Source organism: Plantibacter sp. MCCC 1A11337 (genome assembly GCF_013349365.1).
Lineage (GTDB): Bacteria > Actinomycetota > Actinomycetes > Actinomycetales > Microbacteriaceae > Plantibacter > Plantibacter flavus_A.
The window spans coordinates 1,054,482-1,071,107 of the sequence record NZ_JABJWX010000001.1 but is presented as its reverse complement, the minus strand read 5'-3'; the positions used below and the strand labels follow the sequence as shown (position 1 = coordinate 1,071,107).

Here is a 16,626-nt window from a genome sequence, read left to right as displayed (position 1 = left end):
CGCACATCAGCGCGTAGACGAACTCGTCCGCCACGTCCGCCGACGAGTGAACGCCATCGTTGGAGCAATCCGATGACCTCCTCTTCGCCCTCCTCGGCGCGCGCCGCCGAACCCACCAAGCCGTCGTCACCGCCGTTCCCCTGGGTCGGCCTGATCGCGCTCGCGGCGGGCACCTTCCTCTCCGTCACCGGCGAGATGATCCCGACCGGTCTCCTCCCGGAGATGAGCGCCTCGCTCGGCGTCACCGAGTCGCAGATCGGGCTCCTCGTCAGCGTGTTCGCGTTCACGGTGGTGCTGTCCAGCACCGCGCTCATCCACCTCACCAGGCGTGTGCCGCGACACGCGTTGCTCGTGGCCGTCATCGTCGTCCTCGGCGTGAGCACGGGTCTCGGCGCGCTCGCCCCGAACTACGAACTCCTCGTCGCCACCCGGGTGCTCGGTGGGCTCGCCCATGGTGTCTTCTGGGCGGTCGTCGGCGCCTACGCCGGTCACCTGGTCCCGAAGGAACAGCTCGCCCGTGCCGTGTCCGTGACGATCGCCGGAGGCACGCTCGCCTTCGTCCTCGGCGTCCCGCTCAGCACCGCGCTCGGGCACGCGCTCGGCTGGCGGCTCGCGTTCGGCGTGCTCGCCGCAGCCATGCTCCTCGGCGCCGTCGTCGTGTGGTGGAAGCTGCCGCCCGTCGGTCGGGAGGAGTCGCACGCGGCAGCCTCGGGTGCCACGGGCCGTGATCCGAGCATCATCCCGGTCGCGATCGTCTGCATCGCGGTCGGCGTCATCATGGCGGGCCATTACGCGTTCTACACCTACATCGCACCGTTCCTCATCGGCGAGGTCGGTGTCCCGGCCGGCCAGCTCAGCATCCTCCTCCTCGTCTACGGCGTCGCGGGCGCGATCGGCCTCATCCTCACCGGCAGCGTCTTCGCGAGGCGTGCGACCACCGGCCTGTTCGTCGCCCTGACCGTGTCTGCCGCCATGGTGAGCGTCCTCGCCCTCTCAGCAGGGTGGCTTCCGGGCGCACTCGTCGCGTTCTTCCTCTGGGGGACGGCCTTCGGCATGTTGCCGCCGCTCATGCAGACGCGCCTCCTGCACGCGGCGAGCCCGCGCATCCGCGACACCGCGAACGCGTTCTACACGACCGCGTTCAACACGGGTATCGGTGGCGGTTCGGCGCTCGGCGCGTTGCTCCTCGCCGAGATCGGTCTCGGCGTGCTGCCGTGGGTGTACGTGTGCCTGGCCGTGGTCGCGACCTCGCTCCTCGCCGCGGACGTGCTGCGCACCCGCAGGCGCGAATCCGTCTGATCGAGCACGAGCCGTTGCGGACGCGCTCAGCGTGACCGTTTACGGTACCGCCGGTTCGTCCGTCGTCGGCGCCGGTGAGGCGTCTGCGCCATCGGGCGGCGCGGTGACGTCGGGCGCGGTCTCCACCGGCGTCTCCGTCTCCGTCGCCGGATCAGGCTCGGTCGTACTCGGCACGTCCGGCTCCGTCGCGGGAGCCGGTTCCACCGGGATCTGGTCCGCGATCGGTTCGACGACGGCCTGAACAGGGAGCGGAGCGGGAATCGCCTCCGGTGCGGTGTCCAGAACCGCTTCCGGGAGCGGGGCCGTCGCCGGATCGACGGCGGACTCGGTACTCAGGAGTCCGGTCAGCGAGAGGTACTCGACGGAGGTCGCAGGTCCCACGCGCGATGGGTCCGCGGGGTCGACGCTCCAGACGCTGAGCTCGTGGAACCCGCCGGCCACGGCGGCGCCGGTGAGCGTCGCCCGACCGTCGGCATCGAGCGCGACGCGCTGCTCGTCACCACCGTCGAGGGTGTACCCGATCGCGCCGTTCGGAGCGCCGCTGATGACGATCGGTGCGTCCGGCTCGAGGATCCGGAACGACAGGATCGTCTCGAATCCGGAGATCGAGGGCCCGGAGATCGTCATGCCGGCAGGTTCCGCGGACTCGGTGACCTGGTCACCGAGGGTCTGGCGCACGGTGAGGGTGAACGTCCCAGACCGGTTGAGGACGACCGGTCCTGTCGACCAGGTCCCGGTCACCGGGGCGGCTGCGACCGATGACCGCTGCGCGGACCCCGGCACGACCGTCGAAGCGACGACGAGGTCGCCGTCGAGGACGTCGATGGTGGCTCCGGCCGCTCCCGTGCCGCTGAACGTGGGCCACAGGTAGCCACCGCCGGAGTCGGCGACCATGGTCGGCACCGGGAGCGCCGTGGGTTCGGTCGGGTCGACGGGATCGACCGGGGTGACGGGCGGAGCGACCGGTGGGGCAGTGGGCGTCGGAACCTGCGGGGAGACCACGACGGGATCCGGCGTCCCATCCTCGTTCGGACTCGGACTCGGACTCGGACTCGGACTCGGAGTCGGATTCGGTGCCGGGGAGGAGGGTGTCGGCGTCGGGCCGGCGATCGGGGCCGCATCCGGGGACGGGGCGGCGGGCGGATCGGTGGGCCCAGCAGCCGTGCCGGAGGTCGGCGTGTCGGCGGTCGGCGGGAACACCACCGGACCCAGGACGAGCGCGGCGGCGGTCACCGCCGCGACGACGCCGACACCGACCGCGGCGATGATCCCGCCGGAGAGACCGGCCGCCGCAGCACCCGCGGCGCCGGCACCCGACGCGGCGCCCGCACCCGACGCGGCACCGGCACCCGATGCGGCGCCACTGGAACCGGCTGCACCGGAGGCCGCCACCCCACCGGAGGCCGCCACCGAGGTGCCCAGGTGCGCCGTCAATGCGACCCCACCGGTGACACCGGCAGGCATCGCGGCGACCGCGCTCGCCGACGGGCCGTTCGCCTGCAACCAAGCGGTGTAGCCGGCCGCACCGGCGGCGCCTGCGACGAGGGGGAGGAGGACGAGCGCCATGCGCGAGCCGACCTCCTTCGCCTCAGCGGCCACGATGGTGCACCGCTGACAGGCGTCCAGGTGCGACTCGACCTTGGCCGTGTCCCGGGCGGAGAGGTTCCCGCGCGCGTACGATCCGAGCCTGCTGATCGTGAAGGCGTGCTCCGAGTCGTCGTCGACGGCCTGCAGGTGCGCCTGGATCCACGCTTCGCGCAGCCCCTCGCGTGCTCGGTAGGCGAGCGCGGACACCGAGTTGGCCTTCATCCCGAGGAGCGGCGCGACCTCCGCAGGCGTCATCGCCTCGATCTCCGTGTACCAGAGCACCTCCTGCCACCGGGTCGGCAGGCTCCGGAACGCTCGGGCACTCAGGCTGCGATCGAGGGCCTCGATCGAGGAGGCCTCGTTCGTGTCCGGGTCCTCGAAGGAGTCCAGGGTGTCGAGCGAGGTCTCCCGACGCGATCGGCCCCACGCGGCCGCCGTGTTCCGGATGGTGGTGAACAGGTAGGGGCGGAAGGCGCCGGTGGGTCCCTTCCCGCGACGGACCGCCTGATAGATGCGGGCGAAGGACTCCGAGACGAGGTCGTCGGGATCGAGGCTCGAGGTGACGGACCTGGCGACGGTCCGTCCGGCGTTCGAGTGTCGTCGCCACAGCTCCGCGTAGGCGTCTTGCGAGCCCGTGCGGGTGCGCTCGATGAGCTCGGCATCCGATCGCTCGGTGAGCGATGAAGCCGGGGATGTGTCCAGGCTCATGATGCCTCCGTCTGCGAGCTGCGCACTACCGGGCACCGTGCCCGCCCAAGAGAGTCGGGTGGAGCGGGATCATGACGCCGATCCCTCATCTTGGCACGGGGTGTCTCGCGGACAGCCGCTGGCGCCGAGGAAGATCCGTTCCGATTGTTCCGGGAAACCGCGTCATGACCTGTTCGGGATGCACTCTCTCAGGATGAACAGCAGGATTCCCGGCGACGGGGACCCGGCTGGGTCGTCCTCGGACGGCCACGATGCGCGCCACGGCCGGTGTGCATCGGGCAACGGACCCGAAACGTTGCAGATCTCGACGGGAGGGGGCGCCTTCGTGCGTACCCGTCGACAGGCCGGGAGTGGTGCTCGGGGGCGAGCGCCACTCCCGGCCGCCTTCCCGTCCGTCGCCCGGATCAGTCGAGCCAGCCGACCTCGGGGGAGCGGTGGAAGGCGATGCCCGCGGCCGACCAGCCCTGAGCGAGGTCGGCCAGCCGGTCCCGGAAGTCGCTCCAGTCCGGCGTGCGTCGCTCCGACCAGCCGATCTCCGCGATGGACGCGATCCTGGGGAAGACGAGGAACTCGAGCGTCTGCACGTCGGCCACGGTCTCCGTCCAGAGCGGGGCCTCGACGCCGAGGATGTCCTGCTCTCCGACACCTTCGACGATCTCGGTCGGCTCCCAGACGGCGGAGCGTTCGACACTCGTGGGGCCGTCCGCCCAGGTGAGGCCGGCCGTCGCGACGCCGGGGTACTGCATGTCGAGGTAGGCGGCGTCGGCCGGAGACATGATGACCTGCCCGCCCTGATCCACGAACGAGCGCAGCTTGTCGGCGTGGCCGTCCTCGGGGGAGACGTAGTTCCAGTACTGGCCGATGGTGCCGGGGGCGAGGTCCCGAGACGCGCCGAACTCGTGCCAGGCGATCGCGGTCTTCCCGGTCGTGGCGATCAGCTCGGACACCCGACGGGCGAAATGGAGGAAGTCCGCCTCGGGGGTGGCGAGCGCTTCATCGCCGCCGAGGTGGAGGTAGGGGCCCGGGGTCATCGCGGCGAGCTGGGTGAAGACGTCGTCGAGGAACGTGTAGGTGGACTCGGCATGGATGTCGAGGCTCGAGAAGCCGACCTCCGTGCCGGTGTAGGGCTCGCGGGCGACGCCGTCCGGGTTGAGTTCGGGATACGCCGCGAGGACCGCGTTCGTGTGTCCGGGGACGTCGATCTCGGGGACGATCGTGACGCGGCGGTCGGCGGCGTACTCGATGATCGCCCGGTAGTCGTCGGCACTGTACGAGCCGCCCGCACCACCACCGACCGCGGTCGCCGCACCGATCCCGGTGAGCTCCGGCCACCCGGCGATCTCGAGGCGCCACCCCTGGTCGTCGGTGAGGTGCAGGTGCAGGTGGTTGAGCTTGAGTGCGGCGATCTGGTCGATGAACCGCTGCACCTGCGCGACCGTGAAGAAGTGCCTCGCGACGTCGAGCATCGCGCCGCGGTACGCGAAGCGCGGCGCGTCGTCGATGACGGTCGCTGCGATGATCCAGTCCTGTGCGCCGGCCGTCGATGCCCAGTTGGCCGGCGGGAGGAGCTGCCTGAGTGTCTGCGTGCCATGGTGGACCCCGTCGGCGTCTGCGCCGACGATCTCGACACCGGAGGCCACGGCGGTCAATCGGTAGGCCCCGCTCGTCGTGGACAGGCGGGGGTCGACCGACAGCGAGATGTCCGCACCCGCCGAGTCCACGACCTCCTCCGTGTCGGTGGTCTCGACCGGGAGGTCGAAGCCCGTCGAGGCGCGCAGGGCCTCGGCGAGGATCCGAGCCGTGGTCGCCGCCGACGGGTCGGTACGGATCACCGAATCCGCCGACAACCGGAACGGGGGAGCGGAGGCGTCCGTGGTCTGCGACATGGGGCGGGGCAGCAGGCTCATGCGTGGTTCCTTCAGCGTCGGCGACGCGGGATCGTGGGGGCCGGAACGGGGTTTGTTCGGAGGGTGAACAAGCTTCGCGCCATCTTGACACACCGGCCCCCGCCGCTGCCCGCCCCCTCCACAGGACGGTGCGCGTCGGGCGTCCCGTTGCTATGCTGCTAGCAGTCGCAACTGGCGTATAGACGGAGTTCCGCTCCGCCTCAGATGGTTCACCATCGGGGAGCGACCCTGCACCTTGAAGACAAGGGCGGATTCGGCCGCACGCCTGGGCCGAAACGGCACATCACCGACATCCGTTCTGTCACAAAAGGGAGCCAGTCTTGTCCGACACCTTCAACGCGCCACTCTCCGAGGTCGATCCCGAGATCGCTGCGGTCCTCGAGCAGGAGCTCGGTCGCCAGCGCAACACCCTCGAGATGATCGCGAGTGAGAACTTCGTGCCCGTCTCCGTCCTGCAGTCGCAGGGCAGCGTCCTCACCAACAAGTACGCCGAGGGCTACCCGGGTCGCCGCTACTACGGCGGTTGCGAGTTCGTCGACATCGCCGAGTCCCTCGCGATCGAGCGGGCGAAGAGCCTCTTCGGAGCCGCGTACGCGAACGTCCAGCCGCACTCGGGCGCCACGGCCAACGCCGCGGTCCTCTCGGCGATCGCCACCCCCGGCGACACCATCCTCGGTCTCGAGCTCGCCCACGGTGGTCACCTCACCCACGGCATGAAGCTCAACTTCTCCGGCAAGCTCTACAACGCCGTCTCCTACGGCGTCGACCCCGAGACCTTCCTCGTCGACATGGACGTCGTCCGTGACAAGGCACTCGAGCACAAGCCCCAGGTCATCATCGCCGGCTGGTCCGCCTACCCGCGCCAGCTCGACTTCGCCGCGTTCCGCGCGATCGCCGACGAGGTCGGTGCGAAGCTCTGGGTCGACATGGCGCACTTCGCCGGCCTCGTCGCCGCAGGCGTCCACCCGTCGCCCGTGCCGTTCGCCGACGTCGTGTCCTCCACCGTGCACAAGACCATCGGCGGCCCGCGCTCCGGCTTCATCGTGAGCCGCGACATGGAGCTCGCCAAGAAGCTCAACTCGAACGTGTTCCCCGGCCAGCAGGGCGGACCGCTCATGCACGTCATCGCCGCCAAGGCGACCGCGTTCAAGCTCGCCGCCACGGCGGAGTTCAAGGACCGCCAGGAGCGGACGCTCCGCGGTGCCAAGCTCCTCGCTGAGGCGCTCACCTCCGAGGCGTCGAAGGCCGCCGGCATCGACGTCCTCACCGGCGGCACCGACGTGCACCTCGTGCTCGCCGACCTCCGCACCTCCGAGCTCGACGGCCAGCAGGCCGAAGACCTCCTCCACGAGGTCGGCATCACGGTCAACCGCAACTCGGTGCCGTTCGACCCGCGCCCGCCGATGGTCACCTCCGGCCTGCGGATCGGTACCCCGGCACTCGCGACGCGTGGCTTCGGCGACACCGAGTTCGCCGAGGTCGCCGACATCATCGCTCTCGCGCTGCGCAACGGTGCCGAGGCCGGAGCCCTCCGGGAGCGCGTCACAGCGCTCGCCGAGCGCTTCCCGCTCTACCCCGGCCTCCAGCAGTAGGGCGCGGGCGCATGACCGCACAGATCCTCGACGGCAAGGCCACGGCCGCCGCCATCAAGTCCGAACTCGCGATCGAGGTGGCAGCGCTCAAGGAGCGCGGCATCTCGGTCGGGCTGGGCACCGTCCTTGTCGGGTCCGACCCCGGTTCGCAGTGGTACGTCGCCGGCAAGCACCGCGACTGCGCCGAGGTCGGTATGGAGTCGATCCGACGCGACCTGCCCGAGACGGTCTCGCAGGAGGAGCTCGAGGCCGTCCTCGACGAGCTCAACGCCGACGAGAGCTGCACCGGCTACATCGTGCAGCTGCCGTTGCCGAAGCACATCGACACCGATGCGATCCTCGAGCGCATCGATCCCGAGAAGGACGCCGACGGGCTCCACCCGACCAACCTCGGTCGTCTCGTGCTCAATGTGAACCGCCCGATCCACACGCCGTTGCCGTGCACGCCGAAGGGCGTCATCGAGCTGGTGGAACGTCACGGGATCAGCTGGGCGGGCAAACACGTCGTCGTCGTGGGCCGCGGGGTCACCGTCGGTCGCGCGATCGGCCCGCTGCTCACCCGTCGCGAATACAACGCGACGGTCACGCTGACGCACACCGGAACGGTCGGACTCGACGACATCCTCCGCACCGCCGACGTGATCGTCGCCGCGGCGGGCGTCCCCGGGATCGTCACGCGCGATGCCGTGAAGCCCGGCGTCATCGTCCTCGACGTCGGGGTGAGCCGGGAGACCGACCCCGAGACCGGCAAGTCCCGGGTCGTCGGCGACGTCGCCCCTGACGTGGCCGAGGTCGCCTCGTGGATCAGCCCGAACCCCGGTGGTGTCGGCCCCATGACGAGAGTCGGACTCCTCGCCAACGTCGTCCGCATGGCCACCCCCTGACCCAGCCCGCGAACTGTCACTCGACGCTAGTCCGGCGCCCCGCGACTAGCCGGAAGTGACAGTTCGCGAGCCAGGGCGGTGAGGATGGGCGACGGGTCCGTCAGGTGCGAGCGATTCACCCGGATGACCCGCCAGCCCGCTGCCATGACTCGGTCGAGGCGATCGATGTCGTGGAAGATCTGCCGTTCATCCGAGAAGTGGGTGCCGCCGTCGTATTCGACGAGGACCCGCTGTTCGGGATACACCAGGTCGCCCAAGGCCAGAAACCGTCCGGGGGCGTCTGAGATGACCTCGTTGACGAGTGGTTCCGGAAGGCCCGCGCGGACGATCAGCAGGCGCAATGCGGTCTCCATCGGCGAATCCGTCCGAGGCCGCATCATCGAGAACGCGAGCCGCAGCCGCTTCGCGCCGCGACGGCCATTCATCCGTGCCAGCCCGCGGACGATCTGCTGCTCCGATGCCAGTGGTCGCCTGCGGCGAAGCAACACGTCGCCGGCGATCACCAGGTCGTCCAAGGGGAGTCGGGTTCCGAGCTGACACCAGGCATCGACGGCGGTCAGTACCGGCAGCCCTTCGACGGCGACGACCTCCCAGTGGTCCCCGTCGAGTTGATGCCCACGCACGCCCGATCCTCGAGGCGCGCGTGCCGGCGCGATGGACGCGACGTCGAGTGGTGCCTCGTGTTCCCAGGTGGGCACGGGGAGGCCGTGCAAGGCCGCCGCGCTCACGTGGCTGAAGAACTGCCCATCGTGGAGGAGTGGGGCATAGGCGTGACAGCGTCCGGGGATGTCCGTGGGCTGGTCGAGCGGTGCCCGGACGCCTCGGTGCGGCGTGGCGAGGTCGCGCGCTCGTAGCCGCGATCGAGGCACGCCGAGTTCGTCGGCTTCGGCCATGGAGAACGGCTGCTTGCTGAGTTCGAGGGGGAGGGGACGTCGGCGGACCATCCCACCACGGTGCCGACTGCGGCGTCTCAGTGTCGGAAGTTCTCCACACCCAGCCCGCGAACTGTCGCTCGACGCTAGTCCGAGCGGCTGGGACTAGCCGGAATTGACAGTTCGCGGGCAGGGGTGGGGAAGGTCAGGACTCTCGGGTGGCTCCGGCGGCGGGACGGACGGGGAAGATGGTCGGGGCGGTGAAGGACGCCTCGGCGAAGGCCGCCGTGACCGCCTCGGCCACGGCCGATGCCAGGGCGACGGGGACCAGGGCGATCGCCGCACCCCCGAAGCCACCACCGGTCATGCGCGACCCGATCGCACCCGCCGCCATCGACGTCTCGACGGCCAGGTCGAGTTCCGGAACCGAGATCTCGAAATCGTCCCGCATCGACGCGTGGGAGGCCACGAGCAGCTCGCCGATCGACGTCGGCCCGTGCTCGCGCAGGGTCCGGACGGTGTCGAGGACACGCTGGTTCTCCGTCACGACGTGACGGACGCGGCGGAAGGTCTCGTCGTCGAGCAGCTCGCGAGCGCGCTCGAGGTCGCCGACCGTGACGTCGCGGAGCGAGTCGGCGCCGAGCGCTGCGGCGCCCGCCTCGCAGGACGCCCGACGTGCGGCGTACCCGCCCGAGACGTGGGCGTGCTCGACGCGCGTGTCGATGACGAGCAGCTCGAGGTCGTGCTCCTCGAAGCCGAGGGGGATGACGTCGGTCTCGAGCGAGCGGCAGTCGAGGAAGACGCCGCAGTCACGCCGGCCGAGGAGCGACGCCGACTGGTCCATGATGCCGGTCGGTGCGCCGACCGCTCGGTTCTCGGCGAGCTGGCAGATCTTCGCGAGCGTCCGGCGGTCGTGGTCGAGGTGCCAGATCTCGTTCAGTGCGACGGCGACCGAGGCCTCGATGGCCGCGGAGGAGGAGAGGCCGGCCCCGACCGGGACGTCGGAGTCGATGTAGATGTCGACCCCGGGCACCTCCTGCAAGGGTGCCCCGAACTGGCCGAGCGCCCATGCGACGCCGAGCGGGTAGGCGGACCAGCCGTGCAGTGCGTCGGGATCGAGCGCGCGCACCGAGACCTCGACGATCTCGGGTGAGAAGCTGCTCGAGACCCGGATGCGGTCGTCGTCGCGACGCCGGACGGCTGCGACGGTGCGGCGGTCGATCGCCATCGGGAACACGAAGCCGTTGTTGTAGTCGGTGTGCTCGCCGATGATGTTCACGCGGCCGGGCGCGGTCCAGAGGCCATGCGGCTCGCTGCCGAAGGCGTTCTCGAATCCGCTCGTGGCGGTGCGCTGCAGGTCGGTCATACGGGGTTCTCCTCATCGGCTGCGGCGATCGCGGCGCGCAGGGCGGTGGCGGTGGTCTCGGGCGGGACGTCGCCGATCCAGGCGCCCATGGCGGCTTCGGAGCCGGCCAGGTACTTCAGGCGGTCGGCTCCGCGACGCGGGGAGGTGAGCTGCAGGTGGAGTCGGAGCTCGTCGCGGTGGACGCGGGTCGGGGCCTGGTGCCAGGCGGCGATGTACGGGGTCGGGGTGTCGTACAGGGCGTCGACGCCGCGCAGCAGCCGCAGGTAGAGGACGGCGAGCTCGTCCCGTTCTTCGAGCGAGGTCGCGGCGAAGTCGGGCACGTGCCGGTGGGGGAGCAGGTGCACCTCGATGGGCCAGCGCGCAGCGAACGGGACGAACGCGGTCCAGTGTTCCCCGGCGAGGACGACGCGCTCGTCGGCCTGCTCAGCGGCGAGGACGTCGGCGAAGAGTCCGGGACCGTAGGCCTCGCTTGCGGCGATGAGTCGCTGCGTGCGCGGGGTCACGTAGGGGTAGGAGTAGATCTGCCCGTGCGGGTGGTGGAGGGTGACACCGATCTGCTCGCCACGGTTCTCGAAGGGGAACACCTGCTGGATCGAGTCGATCTGCGACAGTGCGTGCGTCCGGCGGGCCCACGCTTCGATCACCGTGCGCGCCCGGGTTCGGGACAGCGAGCCGAAGGAACCGGTGCTCGACGGGCTGAAGCTCACGACCTCGCAGCGGCCGACCGAGGTGCGGGTCCGGCCGATCCCGATGGCCTCGAGGTCGGCGAGGTCGACCGGTGCGTTCTCGTCTTCGAGCAACGGTCCGAAGGACGGCGACTTGTTCTCGAAGACCGCGACGTCGTACTGGTCGGGGATCTCGGAGGGGTTCGAGGGGCTCGCGGGCGCGAGCGGGTCGAGGTTCGCGGGTGGCAGCATCACCCGGTTCTGGCGGGCGGCGGCGATCGAGATCCACTCACCCGTCAGTGGGTCCTGGCGCATGGACGCGGTCGGTGGTCGTGGTGCGAGTTCGCGAGCGTCGGGCAGGCGCTCCGCGGGCAGCGTCGTGTCGACGTCGTCGAAGTAGATGAGTTGGCGACCGTCGGCGAGGCGCTGGGTCGAGCTCGCGATCGCCGGGTCGATGACGAAGGTGTCGTCGAGTGGGGGCATGGGGATCCTCAGAACGGGTTGTCGAAAGGAAACGTACAACGTTTCGCCTTGAAAAGTATAGGCAAGTCAGCGAAGATTCAAGCATGTCCGACGACGAGCCGATGCAGTTGCCCGCCCCACTGCGACGCGACCGCATCCGCGAGCTCCTCGATGAGCGCGGCTTCGTGCGCGTCGCCGACATCTCCGACGACTTCGGCGTCTCCCGGGTGACCGCCCGGACGGACCTCGACACCCTCGTCGACCAGGGCGAGGCCGTCCGCGTGCACGGAGGTGCGATGCCCGTGCAGGGACGCGGCGCCGTCGAGTCGCCGATCGAACTCGCGACCGCGACCTCGGCCCACGCGAAGCAGCGGATCGGAGAGGCGGCGGCCGCGATGGTGCGCTCCGGTCAGAGCGTGATCGTCGACGTCGGCAGCACCGGCCTCGCCCTCGCCCGCGCGCTCAAGGCTCGCCGCGACCTCGCCGACGTCGTGGTCATCACGAACGGCCTGACCATCGCGCTCGAACTCGAGTCGGAGATCCCGAGGTTCTCGGTGATCGTCACTGGTGGATCGCTTCGGCCGCTCCAGCACTCGCTCGTCGATCCGCTCGCCGGTTCGCTGCTCGGCCAGGTCCACGCCGATCTCGCCTTCATCGGGTGCAACGGTGTCGACGCAGGCCATGGCGTGACCAACGTCAACCTGCCCGAGGCCGAGGTGAAGGCCAGGATGGTTCGCGCCGCCGAGCGGGTGGTCGTGGTCGCCGACGCCTCGAAGCTCGGTGTGCGGCAGCTCGGCCGGATCGCCGGCCTCGAGGCTTTCGACGCCCTCCTGACCGACGACGGGGCCGCGCCCGAGACCATCGCACTCCTCCGGGAAGCGGGCCTCGCGGTGACGTTGGTCCCACTCGGCGACTGACCTCGCGCCGCGTGCCGCTGCGTCTGGGTACTCGCGCGTCGACGGCCCGGTGCGGCAGCATGGTCGCATGACTGATCGAGCGCATCCGGCCGTGTCCATCGTCGAGCAGACGCTGCGTGATCGCGGGGCCCAGGGCGAGATCACCTGGCTCGACGATGCTGCTCGAACCGCGGCGCTCGCAGCGGAAGCCCTGGGGATCGAGGTCGGGGCGATCGCGAACTCCCTCGTGTTCACGCTCGACGGCGAGCCGACCCTGATCCTCACGAGCGGTGCCCATCGTGTCGACACCGCCTGGGTGGGCGGGCGGCTCGGTGGACGGCTGAAGCGTGCTGACGCCGAGGTCGTCAGGGCGGCGACGGGACAGGTCATCGGCGGCGTCGCGCCCGTCGGTCACCCGGAACCGATCCGCACCTACGTGGACGAGGCGCTCGCCGCCTACCCGGAGGTCTGGGCCGCAGCCGGCCATGCGCACACGGTGTTCCCGACGACCTTCGAGGAGCTCGTGCGAGTGACCGGCGGGCAGGTCATCGCGGTGGAGCCGCCGACGGATCCTGCGGGGTCGTCGGCAGCTGCGTCGGTGTAGCCACCGGAGCGGCCATGGCGGTCGGCGGCGTTCCCTGCTGCTTCGTCACCCGGCTCGGCGGCAGCGGAGCCGTCGCGATCACGCCGTTCCTGCGCCCCCACCAGGTGCTCACGACGGCTGCGGCGACGCAGAGCGCCATCGGGATGAGCATGAACGGTCCGCCGGCGCCCTCGCCTCGCTCGAAGACCTGGTCGGTCTGCGACATGAGGGCCGTGGGGACGAGGAGCAGGACGTTGTTCGTCGCATGGATGAGCACCGGCGCCTCGAGGCCACCGGTCCCGCGGGCGGCGAAGGACATCGAGGCGCCGAACACGAAGTAGTAGGCGATGAGCCAGGGGTCGCCGGCGAAGTGCACCGAGGCGAAGACCGCGCCGGAGACGACCGTGCCGACGAGGAACGCGGTGATCGGGCGACTGAACCAGGATCCGACGGAGCGCTGGATGAGGCCGCGCGCCCCGTACTCCTCGCCGGCAGACTGCAGCGGCGTCGTGAGGATCACGACGAGGAGCATCGCGATCATGGTGCCGTCGACCACGATGGGCTCGAGCGGGGAGAGCAGGACGGACGCGCCGACGTACACGATCCACACCGGGACGATGATGAGCGCGAGACGCCCGAGCCAGCGCCAGCGGAAGCGCCCCTCCACCGAGGACAGCCACCGTGGACGGATGCCGAAGATCGCCCACTGGATGAGCATCGACACCGGGATGAGCGCGGCGAGCGACAGGTTGTTCGCGAGCATCGTGACCGGTGTCAGCGTCATGAGGCCGTTCGCGACGTCGTCGAGCGTGTACGCCCCGGTGGCCACGTCCACGATGAGCGCGATGCCGCCGAGTGCGATCGAGAGGATCAGGAACCCGACGACGAGCAGGAGGAGCGCGAGTGCGCCACGCCACCAGGCTGGTGCGGCGCGGAGGGCGTGGTCGTACGTCGCGAGCTGCCGCTGAGGCACGGCCGGATCGACGGGCGAGGGCGATGGCGAAGGCGTCTGCGGGTGCTGTCCAGGGTTCGTCATGCTGCCAGGGTAGGCAGCCGTCGCGGCAGCACGCGTCCCCCGAGCGATGGACGACGAGCGACGGATACCCAGTTCGACCTGGTCCCGAACGCGCGACGGTGGGAGACTGCCAGGTATGGCCGGACATCGCATCTTCACGACGAGCTTCGCCAGCGTGTACCCGCTCTACGTCGCGAAGGTGGAGCGGAAGGGCCGTACGAAGGCCGAGGTGGATCAGGTCATCACCTGGCTCACGGGCTACGACGACGCCGCGATCGAACGGGTGCTCGCCGACGGTACCGACTTCGAGACCTTCTTCGCCGACGCGCCGGCTATACACCCCAATGCGTCGCTCATCACGGGCCTCATCTGTGGCATCCGCGTCGAGGAGATCGAGGATCCCCTGATGCAGCGCGTCCGTCAGCTGGACAAGCTCGTGGACGAGGTCGCGAAGGGGAAGAAGATGACCTCGATCCTCCGCACCTCCGCCTGACGGCCGACCGCGTGGCCCTCCGATGACGCAGACGGCCGCCGCGCGAGTGCGCGTCGGCCGTCTGCTCGGGACCCGATCGGATCAGTGCGCGAGCACCGGTTCCGCGGACGCCTCCGGGGCGTGGTGCAGGGCGAGTCCCTGGTTGCGTCGGCGGAACAGCAGTGCCGCCGTCACCGCGCCGACCGCGAAGAATCCGGCACCCCAGAAGTAGGCGGTCTGATAGCTCTGGATCGCGGCCTGCGCGAGCACCTCGGGGGTGGGCGGCGCGTTGTCGGTCACGTAGGCCGTGGCGGCGCTCGCCGCGAGGGTGTTGAGCAGCGCCACACCGATCGAACCGCCGACCTGCTGGCTGGTGTTGACCGTCGCCGAGGCGACCCCGGCGAACGCCCGGTCGACACCGAGCGTCGCGGTCTGCATCGAGGCGGGCATGATCGATCCCATCGCGAAACCGAGCACCATGAGCGCCGGCATGACGTTGCCGACATAGGAGCTGTCGAGGTCGAGTCGGGTGAGGAGGAGCATGCCGATCGCCCCGAGCGTCATGCCGAACGGCACCATGACCTTCGGGCCGAACCGCGGGACGAGGAGGTTGGTCCCCAGCTGTGCGGCGAGCACGAGCATCGCGATCATCGGGAGGAAGGCGAAGCCCGTCTGCTGCGGTGAGTAGCCGAGCGAGGCCTGCAGGTAGTAGGTGACGAAGAGGAAGATGCCGAACATCCCGGCCCCGGCGATCATGACCGAGATGAACGCGGCACCGCGGTTGCGGTCGAGGACGATCGACAACGGGAGGAGCGGGTGCGCGGCCCGGCGCTGCCAGAGGACGAACACGACGAGGAGCACGGCCGCGGCGGCCAGGAAGGCCCAACTGAGCGGTGAGTCCCAGCCGTCGGTCTCGGCATTGGCGAAGCCGTAGACGAGGCTGAACAGCGCACCTGAGACGAGGACGGTGCCCGGAACATCGAGCTTGGGGCGGGGGCCGGCCGTCTTCGGTGTGGTGATGAAGAGGACCGCCCCGACGATGGCGACCACGGCGATCACGACGTTGATGTACAGGTTCCAACGCCAGTCGAACTGCTCGGTGAGGAATCCGCCGAGGAGGAGTCCGACCGCGCCACCCGCGCCGGCGATCGCACCGAAGACGCCGAACGCGCGGGCGCGCTCCTTCGGGATCGTGAAGGTGGTCGTGAGCATCGCGAGCGCGGTCGGTGCGAGGAGGGCTGCGAAGACGCCCTGCAGCGCCCGTGCGGCGACGAGGGTGCCGAACGAATCGGCGGCGCCTCCGAGGGCCGAGGCGATCGCGAACCCGACGAGCCCGATGATGAACGCCCGCTTCCGGCCCATGAGGTCGGACAGGCGTCCGCCGAGCAGCAGCAGGCTGCCGAAGGCGAGCGAGTAGGCGGTGACGATCCACTGGCGGTCGCCGTCGGAGAATCCGAGATCGGCCTGAGCGGCGGGCATCGCGATGTTCACCACGGTGGCGTCGAGCACGACCATGAGCTGGGCGAGGCCGACGGTGACGAGCGTCCACCAGCGGCGTGAGGAGACTGCCGGGGTTCCGGCGGCGAGGTTCGAAGTCATGCTGAGGACTCTATACGGAACTGGACAGTTTCGGAACCGAATAGTTCCTGAACGTTCGAGTTCCTGAACTATGCTGTTCTCGGAGACGAAAGGGAGGTGAGCCGCGATGACGCAGCTCGAGACCCCACCCGCAGCGCCGAAGCTCGGCCGGAAGCGCGATCACACGCGGGACGCCGAGATCCTCGACGCCGCGCTCGACGTCCTCGCCGACACGGGCTACGCCGGGATGACGGTCGACATGGTGGCAGCACGCGCCAAGGCCGGCAAGGCGACGCTCTACCGCCGATGGGCGTCGAAGTCCGAACTCGTGATCGACGCGGTCGCCTGTATGAAGCAGATCGATCCCGACTTCTCGAAGCTGCCCGACACCGGTTCACTCCGCGGCGACCTCGTCGCGATGATCAAGGCGCCGTCCATCGCCGAGGGTGAGCGCAAGATGCGCGTGTTCGCCGGCGTGATGTCGATGATCTCGGATGCCCCCGAGCTCACCGAGTCCGTCCACGCCGCGATCGTGGAGCCGCGCATGGCGGTCAACCGCTTCCTCCTGCAGCGCGCGATCGACCGCGGGGAGATCCGGGCGGATGCCGATGTGGAGACCCTTGCGCTGATCAGCCAGGCGATGGTGAGCTATCGCGTGCTCATGCTGCGGGAGCCCGTGACGCGTGACTTCCTCGTGTCGGTGATCGACGGCGTCATCATCCCGGCCGTCCGGAAGTAGC

Annotated in this window: 14 protein-coding genes and 1 riboswitch; of the genes, 7 read left to right on the top strand and 7 right to left on the bottom strand. The window is 70.0% G+C overall.

Annotation, left to right across the window (positions count from 1 at the left end):
• The first annotated feature begins 72 nt into the window (after window positions 1-72).
• Window positions 73-1,299 (top strand): MFS transporter, encoded by a 1,227-nt coding sequence (locus HOW07_RS04960; RefSeq protein WP_175116241.1) that lies wholly within the window; start codon window positions 73-75, stop codon window positions 1,297-1,299.
• A 39-nt stretch (window positions 1,300-1,338) separates the two neighbouring features.
• On the opposite strand, the gene HOW07_RS04955 is transcribed toward HOW07_RS04960, so the two are convergent.
• A complete protein-coding gene (locus HOW07_RS04955; RefSeq protein ID WP_175116240.1) occupies window positions 1,339-3,594 on the bottom strand; it encodes a sigma-70 family RNA polymerase sigma factor in 2,256 nt (751 codons plus the stop codon).
• Window positions 3,595-3,998: 404 nt separating this feature from the next.
• Entirely contained in the window at window positions 3,999-5,501 is a 1,503-nt protein-coding gene (locus tag HOW07_RS04950) for a beta-N-acetylhexosaminidase (RefSeq protein ID WP_175116239.1), read from the bottom strand.
• 159 nt (window positions 5,502-5,660) lie between these two features.
• Window positions 5,661-5,779: riboswitch (ZMP/ZTP riboswitch) on the top strand.
• Between the two features lie 42 nt (window positions 5,780-5,821).
• On the opposite strand from HOW07_RS04950, the gene glyA reads away from it, so the two are divergent.
• Window positions 5,822-7,093 (top strand): serine hydroxymethyltransferase, encoded by a 1,272-nt coding sequence (glyA, locus tag HOW07_RS04945; RefSeq protein ID WP_064296623.1) that lies wholly within the window; start codon window positions 5,822-5,824, stop codon window positions 7,091-7,093.
• Between the two features lie 11 nt (window positions 7,094-7,104).
• Window positions 7,105-7,977 carry a bifunctional methylenetetrahydrofolate dehydrogenase/methenyltetrahydrofolate cyclohydrolase gene (locus HOW07_RS04940; RefSeq protein WP_071259424.1) on the top strand — a complete coding sequence of 291 codons (873 nt, stop codon included), beginning with the start codon at window positions 7,105-7,107 and terminating at the stop codon, window positions 7,975-7,977.
• 26 nt (window positions 7,978-8,003) lie between these two features.
• On the opposite strand, the gene HOW07_RS04935 is transcribed toward HOW07_RS04940, so the two are convergent.
• From HOW07_RS04935 to galT, 3 genes are all read right to left on the bottom strand, one after another.
• A complete protein-coding gene (locus HOW07_RS04935) occupies window positions 8,004-8,921 on the bottom strand; it encodes a hypothetical protein (RefSeq protein ID WP_175116238.1) in 918 nt (305 codons plus the stop codon).
• A 133-nt stretch (window positions 8,922-9,054) separates the two neighbouring features.
• Complete coding sequence (gene galK, locus HOW07_RS04930; RefSeq protein ID WP_175116237.1) at window positions 9,055-10,215, bottom strand: galactokinase; 1,161 nt, start codon at window positions 10,213-10,215, stop codon at window positions 9,055-9,057.
• On the bottom strand, window positions 10,212-11,363 hold the full coding sequence (gene galT, locus HOW07_RS04925) for a galactose-1-phosphate uridylyltransferase (protein WP_175116236.1): 1,152 nt from the start codon (window positions 11,361-11,363) through the stop codon (window positions 10,212-10,214). The genes galK and galT overlap by 4 nt, the downstream gene beginning before the upstream one ends.
• Before the next feature lie 83 nt (window positions 11,364-11,446).
• Here galT and HOW07_RS04920 point away from each other — a divergent pair, with 83 nt between their 5' ends.
• On the top strand, window positions 11,447-12,259 hold the full coding sequence (locus HOW07_RS04920; RefSeq protein WP_064296618.1) for a DeoR/GlpR family DNA-binding transcription regulator: 813 nt from the start codon (window positions 11,447-11,449) through the stop codon (window positions 12,257-12,259).
• Window positions 12,260-12,326: 67 nt separating this feature from the next.
• A complete protein-coding gene (locus HOW07_RS04915; protein WP_175116235.1) occupies window positions 12,327-12,842 on the top strand; it encodes a YbaK/EbsC family protein in 516 nt (171 codons plus the stop codon).
• On the opposite strand, the gene HOW07_RS04910 is transcribed toward HOW07_RS04915, so the two are convergent.
• Window positions 12,784-13,857, bottom strand: coding sequence for a CPBP family intramembrane glutamic endopeptidase (locus tag HOW07_RS04910; protein WP_175116234.1), 1,074 nt, complete (start codon window positions 13,855-13,857; stop codon window positions 12,784-12,786). The genes HOW07_RS04915 and HOW07_RS04910 overlap by 59 nt on opposite strands.
• A gap of 115 nt (window positions 13,858-13,972) precedes the next feature.
• Between HOW07_RS04910 and HOW07_RS04905 the strand changes: the two genes are divergently transcribed.
• Complete coding sequence (locus HOW07_RS04905; protein WP_121290342.1) at window positions 13,973-14,329, top strand: DUF2200 domain-containing protein; 357 nt, start codon at window positions 13,973-13,975, stop codon at window positions 14,327-14,329.
• An 81-nt stretch (window positions 14,330-14,410) separates the two neighbouring features.
• Here HOW07_RS04905 and HOW07_RS04900 read toward each other — a convergent pair whose 3' ends face one another.
• Window positions 14,411-15,907 carry an MFS transporter gene (locus tag HOW07_RS04900; protein ID WP_175116233.1) on the bottom strand — a complete coding sequence of 499 codons (1,497 nt, stop codon included), beginning with the start codon at window positions 15,905-15,907 and terminating at the stop codon, window positions 14,411-14,413.
• Window positions 15,908-16,013: 106 nt separating this feature from the next.
• On the opposite strand from HOW07_RS04900, the gene HOW07_RS04895 reads away from it, so the two are divergent.
• Window positions 16,014-16,625, top strand: a complete 612-nt coding sequence (locus HOW07_RS04895) for a TetR/AcrR family transcriptional regulator (protein ID WP_079001781.1) — start codon at window positions 16,014-16,016, stop codon at window positions 16,623-16,625.
• Window position 16,626 lies beyond the last annotated feature (1 nt).

Excerpts from the sequence above, each read along its gene's own strand:
- HOW07_RS04960 (WP_175116241.1), top strand. The coding sequence starts at position 73 with ATGACCTCCTCTTCGCCCTCCTCGGCGCGCGCCGCCGAACCCACCAAG.
- HOW07_RS04940 (WP_071259424.1), top strand. The coding sequence starts at position 7,105 with ATGACCGCACAGATCCTCGACGGCAAGGCCACGGCCGCCGCCATCAAG.
- galT (WP_175116236.1), bottom strand. The coding sequence starts at position 11,363 with ATGCCCCCACTCGACGACACCTTCGTCATCGACCCGGCGATCGCGAGC.
- HOW07_RS04935 (WP_175116238.1), bottom strand. The coding sequence starts at position 8,921 with ATGGTCCGCCGACGTCCCCTCCCCCTCGAACTCAGCAAGCAGCCGTTC.
- HOW07_RS04920 (WP_064296618.1), top strand. The coding sequence starts at position 11,447 with ATGTCCGACGACGAGCCGATGCAGTTGCCCGCCCCACTGCGACGCGAC.
- HOW07_RS04950 (WP_175116239.1), bottom strand. The coding sequence starts at position 5,501 with ATGAGCCTGCTGCCCCGCCCCATGTCGCAGACCACGGACGCCTCCGCT.
- galK (WP_175116237.1), bottom strand. The coding sequence starts at position 10,215 with ATGACCGACCTGCAGCGCACCGCCACGAGCGGATTCGAGAACGCCTTC.
- HOW07_RS04910 (WP_175116234.1), bottom strand. The coding sequence starts at position 13,857 with ATGACGAACCCTGGACAGCACCCGCAGACGCCTTCGCCATCGCCCTCG.
- HOW07_RS04955 (WP_175116240.1), bottom strand. The coding sequence starts at position 3,594 with ATGAGCCTGGACACATCCCCGGCTTCATCGCTCACCGAGCGATCGGAT.
- HOW07_RS04905 (WP_121290342.1), top strand. The coding sequence starts at position 13,973 with ATGGCCGGACATCGCATCTTCACGACGAGCTTCGCCAGCGTGTACCCG.
- HOW07_RS04895 (WP_079001781.1), top strand. The coding sequence starts at position 16,014 with ATGACGCAGCTCGAGACCCCACCCGCAGCGCCGAAGCTCGGCCGGAAG.
- HOW07_RS04915 (WP_175116235.1), top strand. The coding sequence starts at position 12,327 with ATGACTGATCGAGCGCATCCGGCCGTGTCCATCGTCGAGCAGACGCTG.
- HOW07_RS04900 (WP_175116233.1), bottom strand. The coding sequence starts at position 15,907 with ATGACTTCGAACCTCGCCGCCGGAACCCCGGCAGTCTCCTCACGCCGC.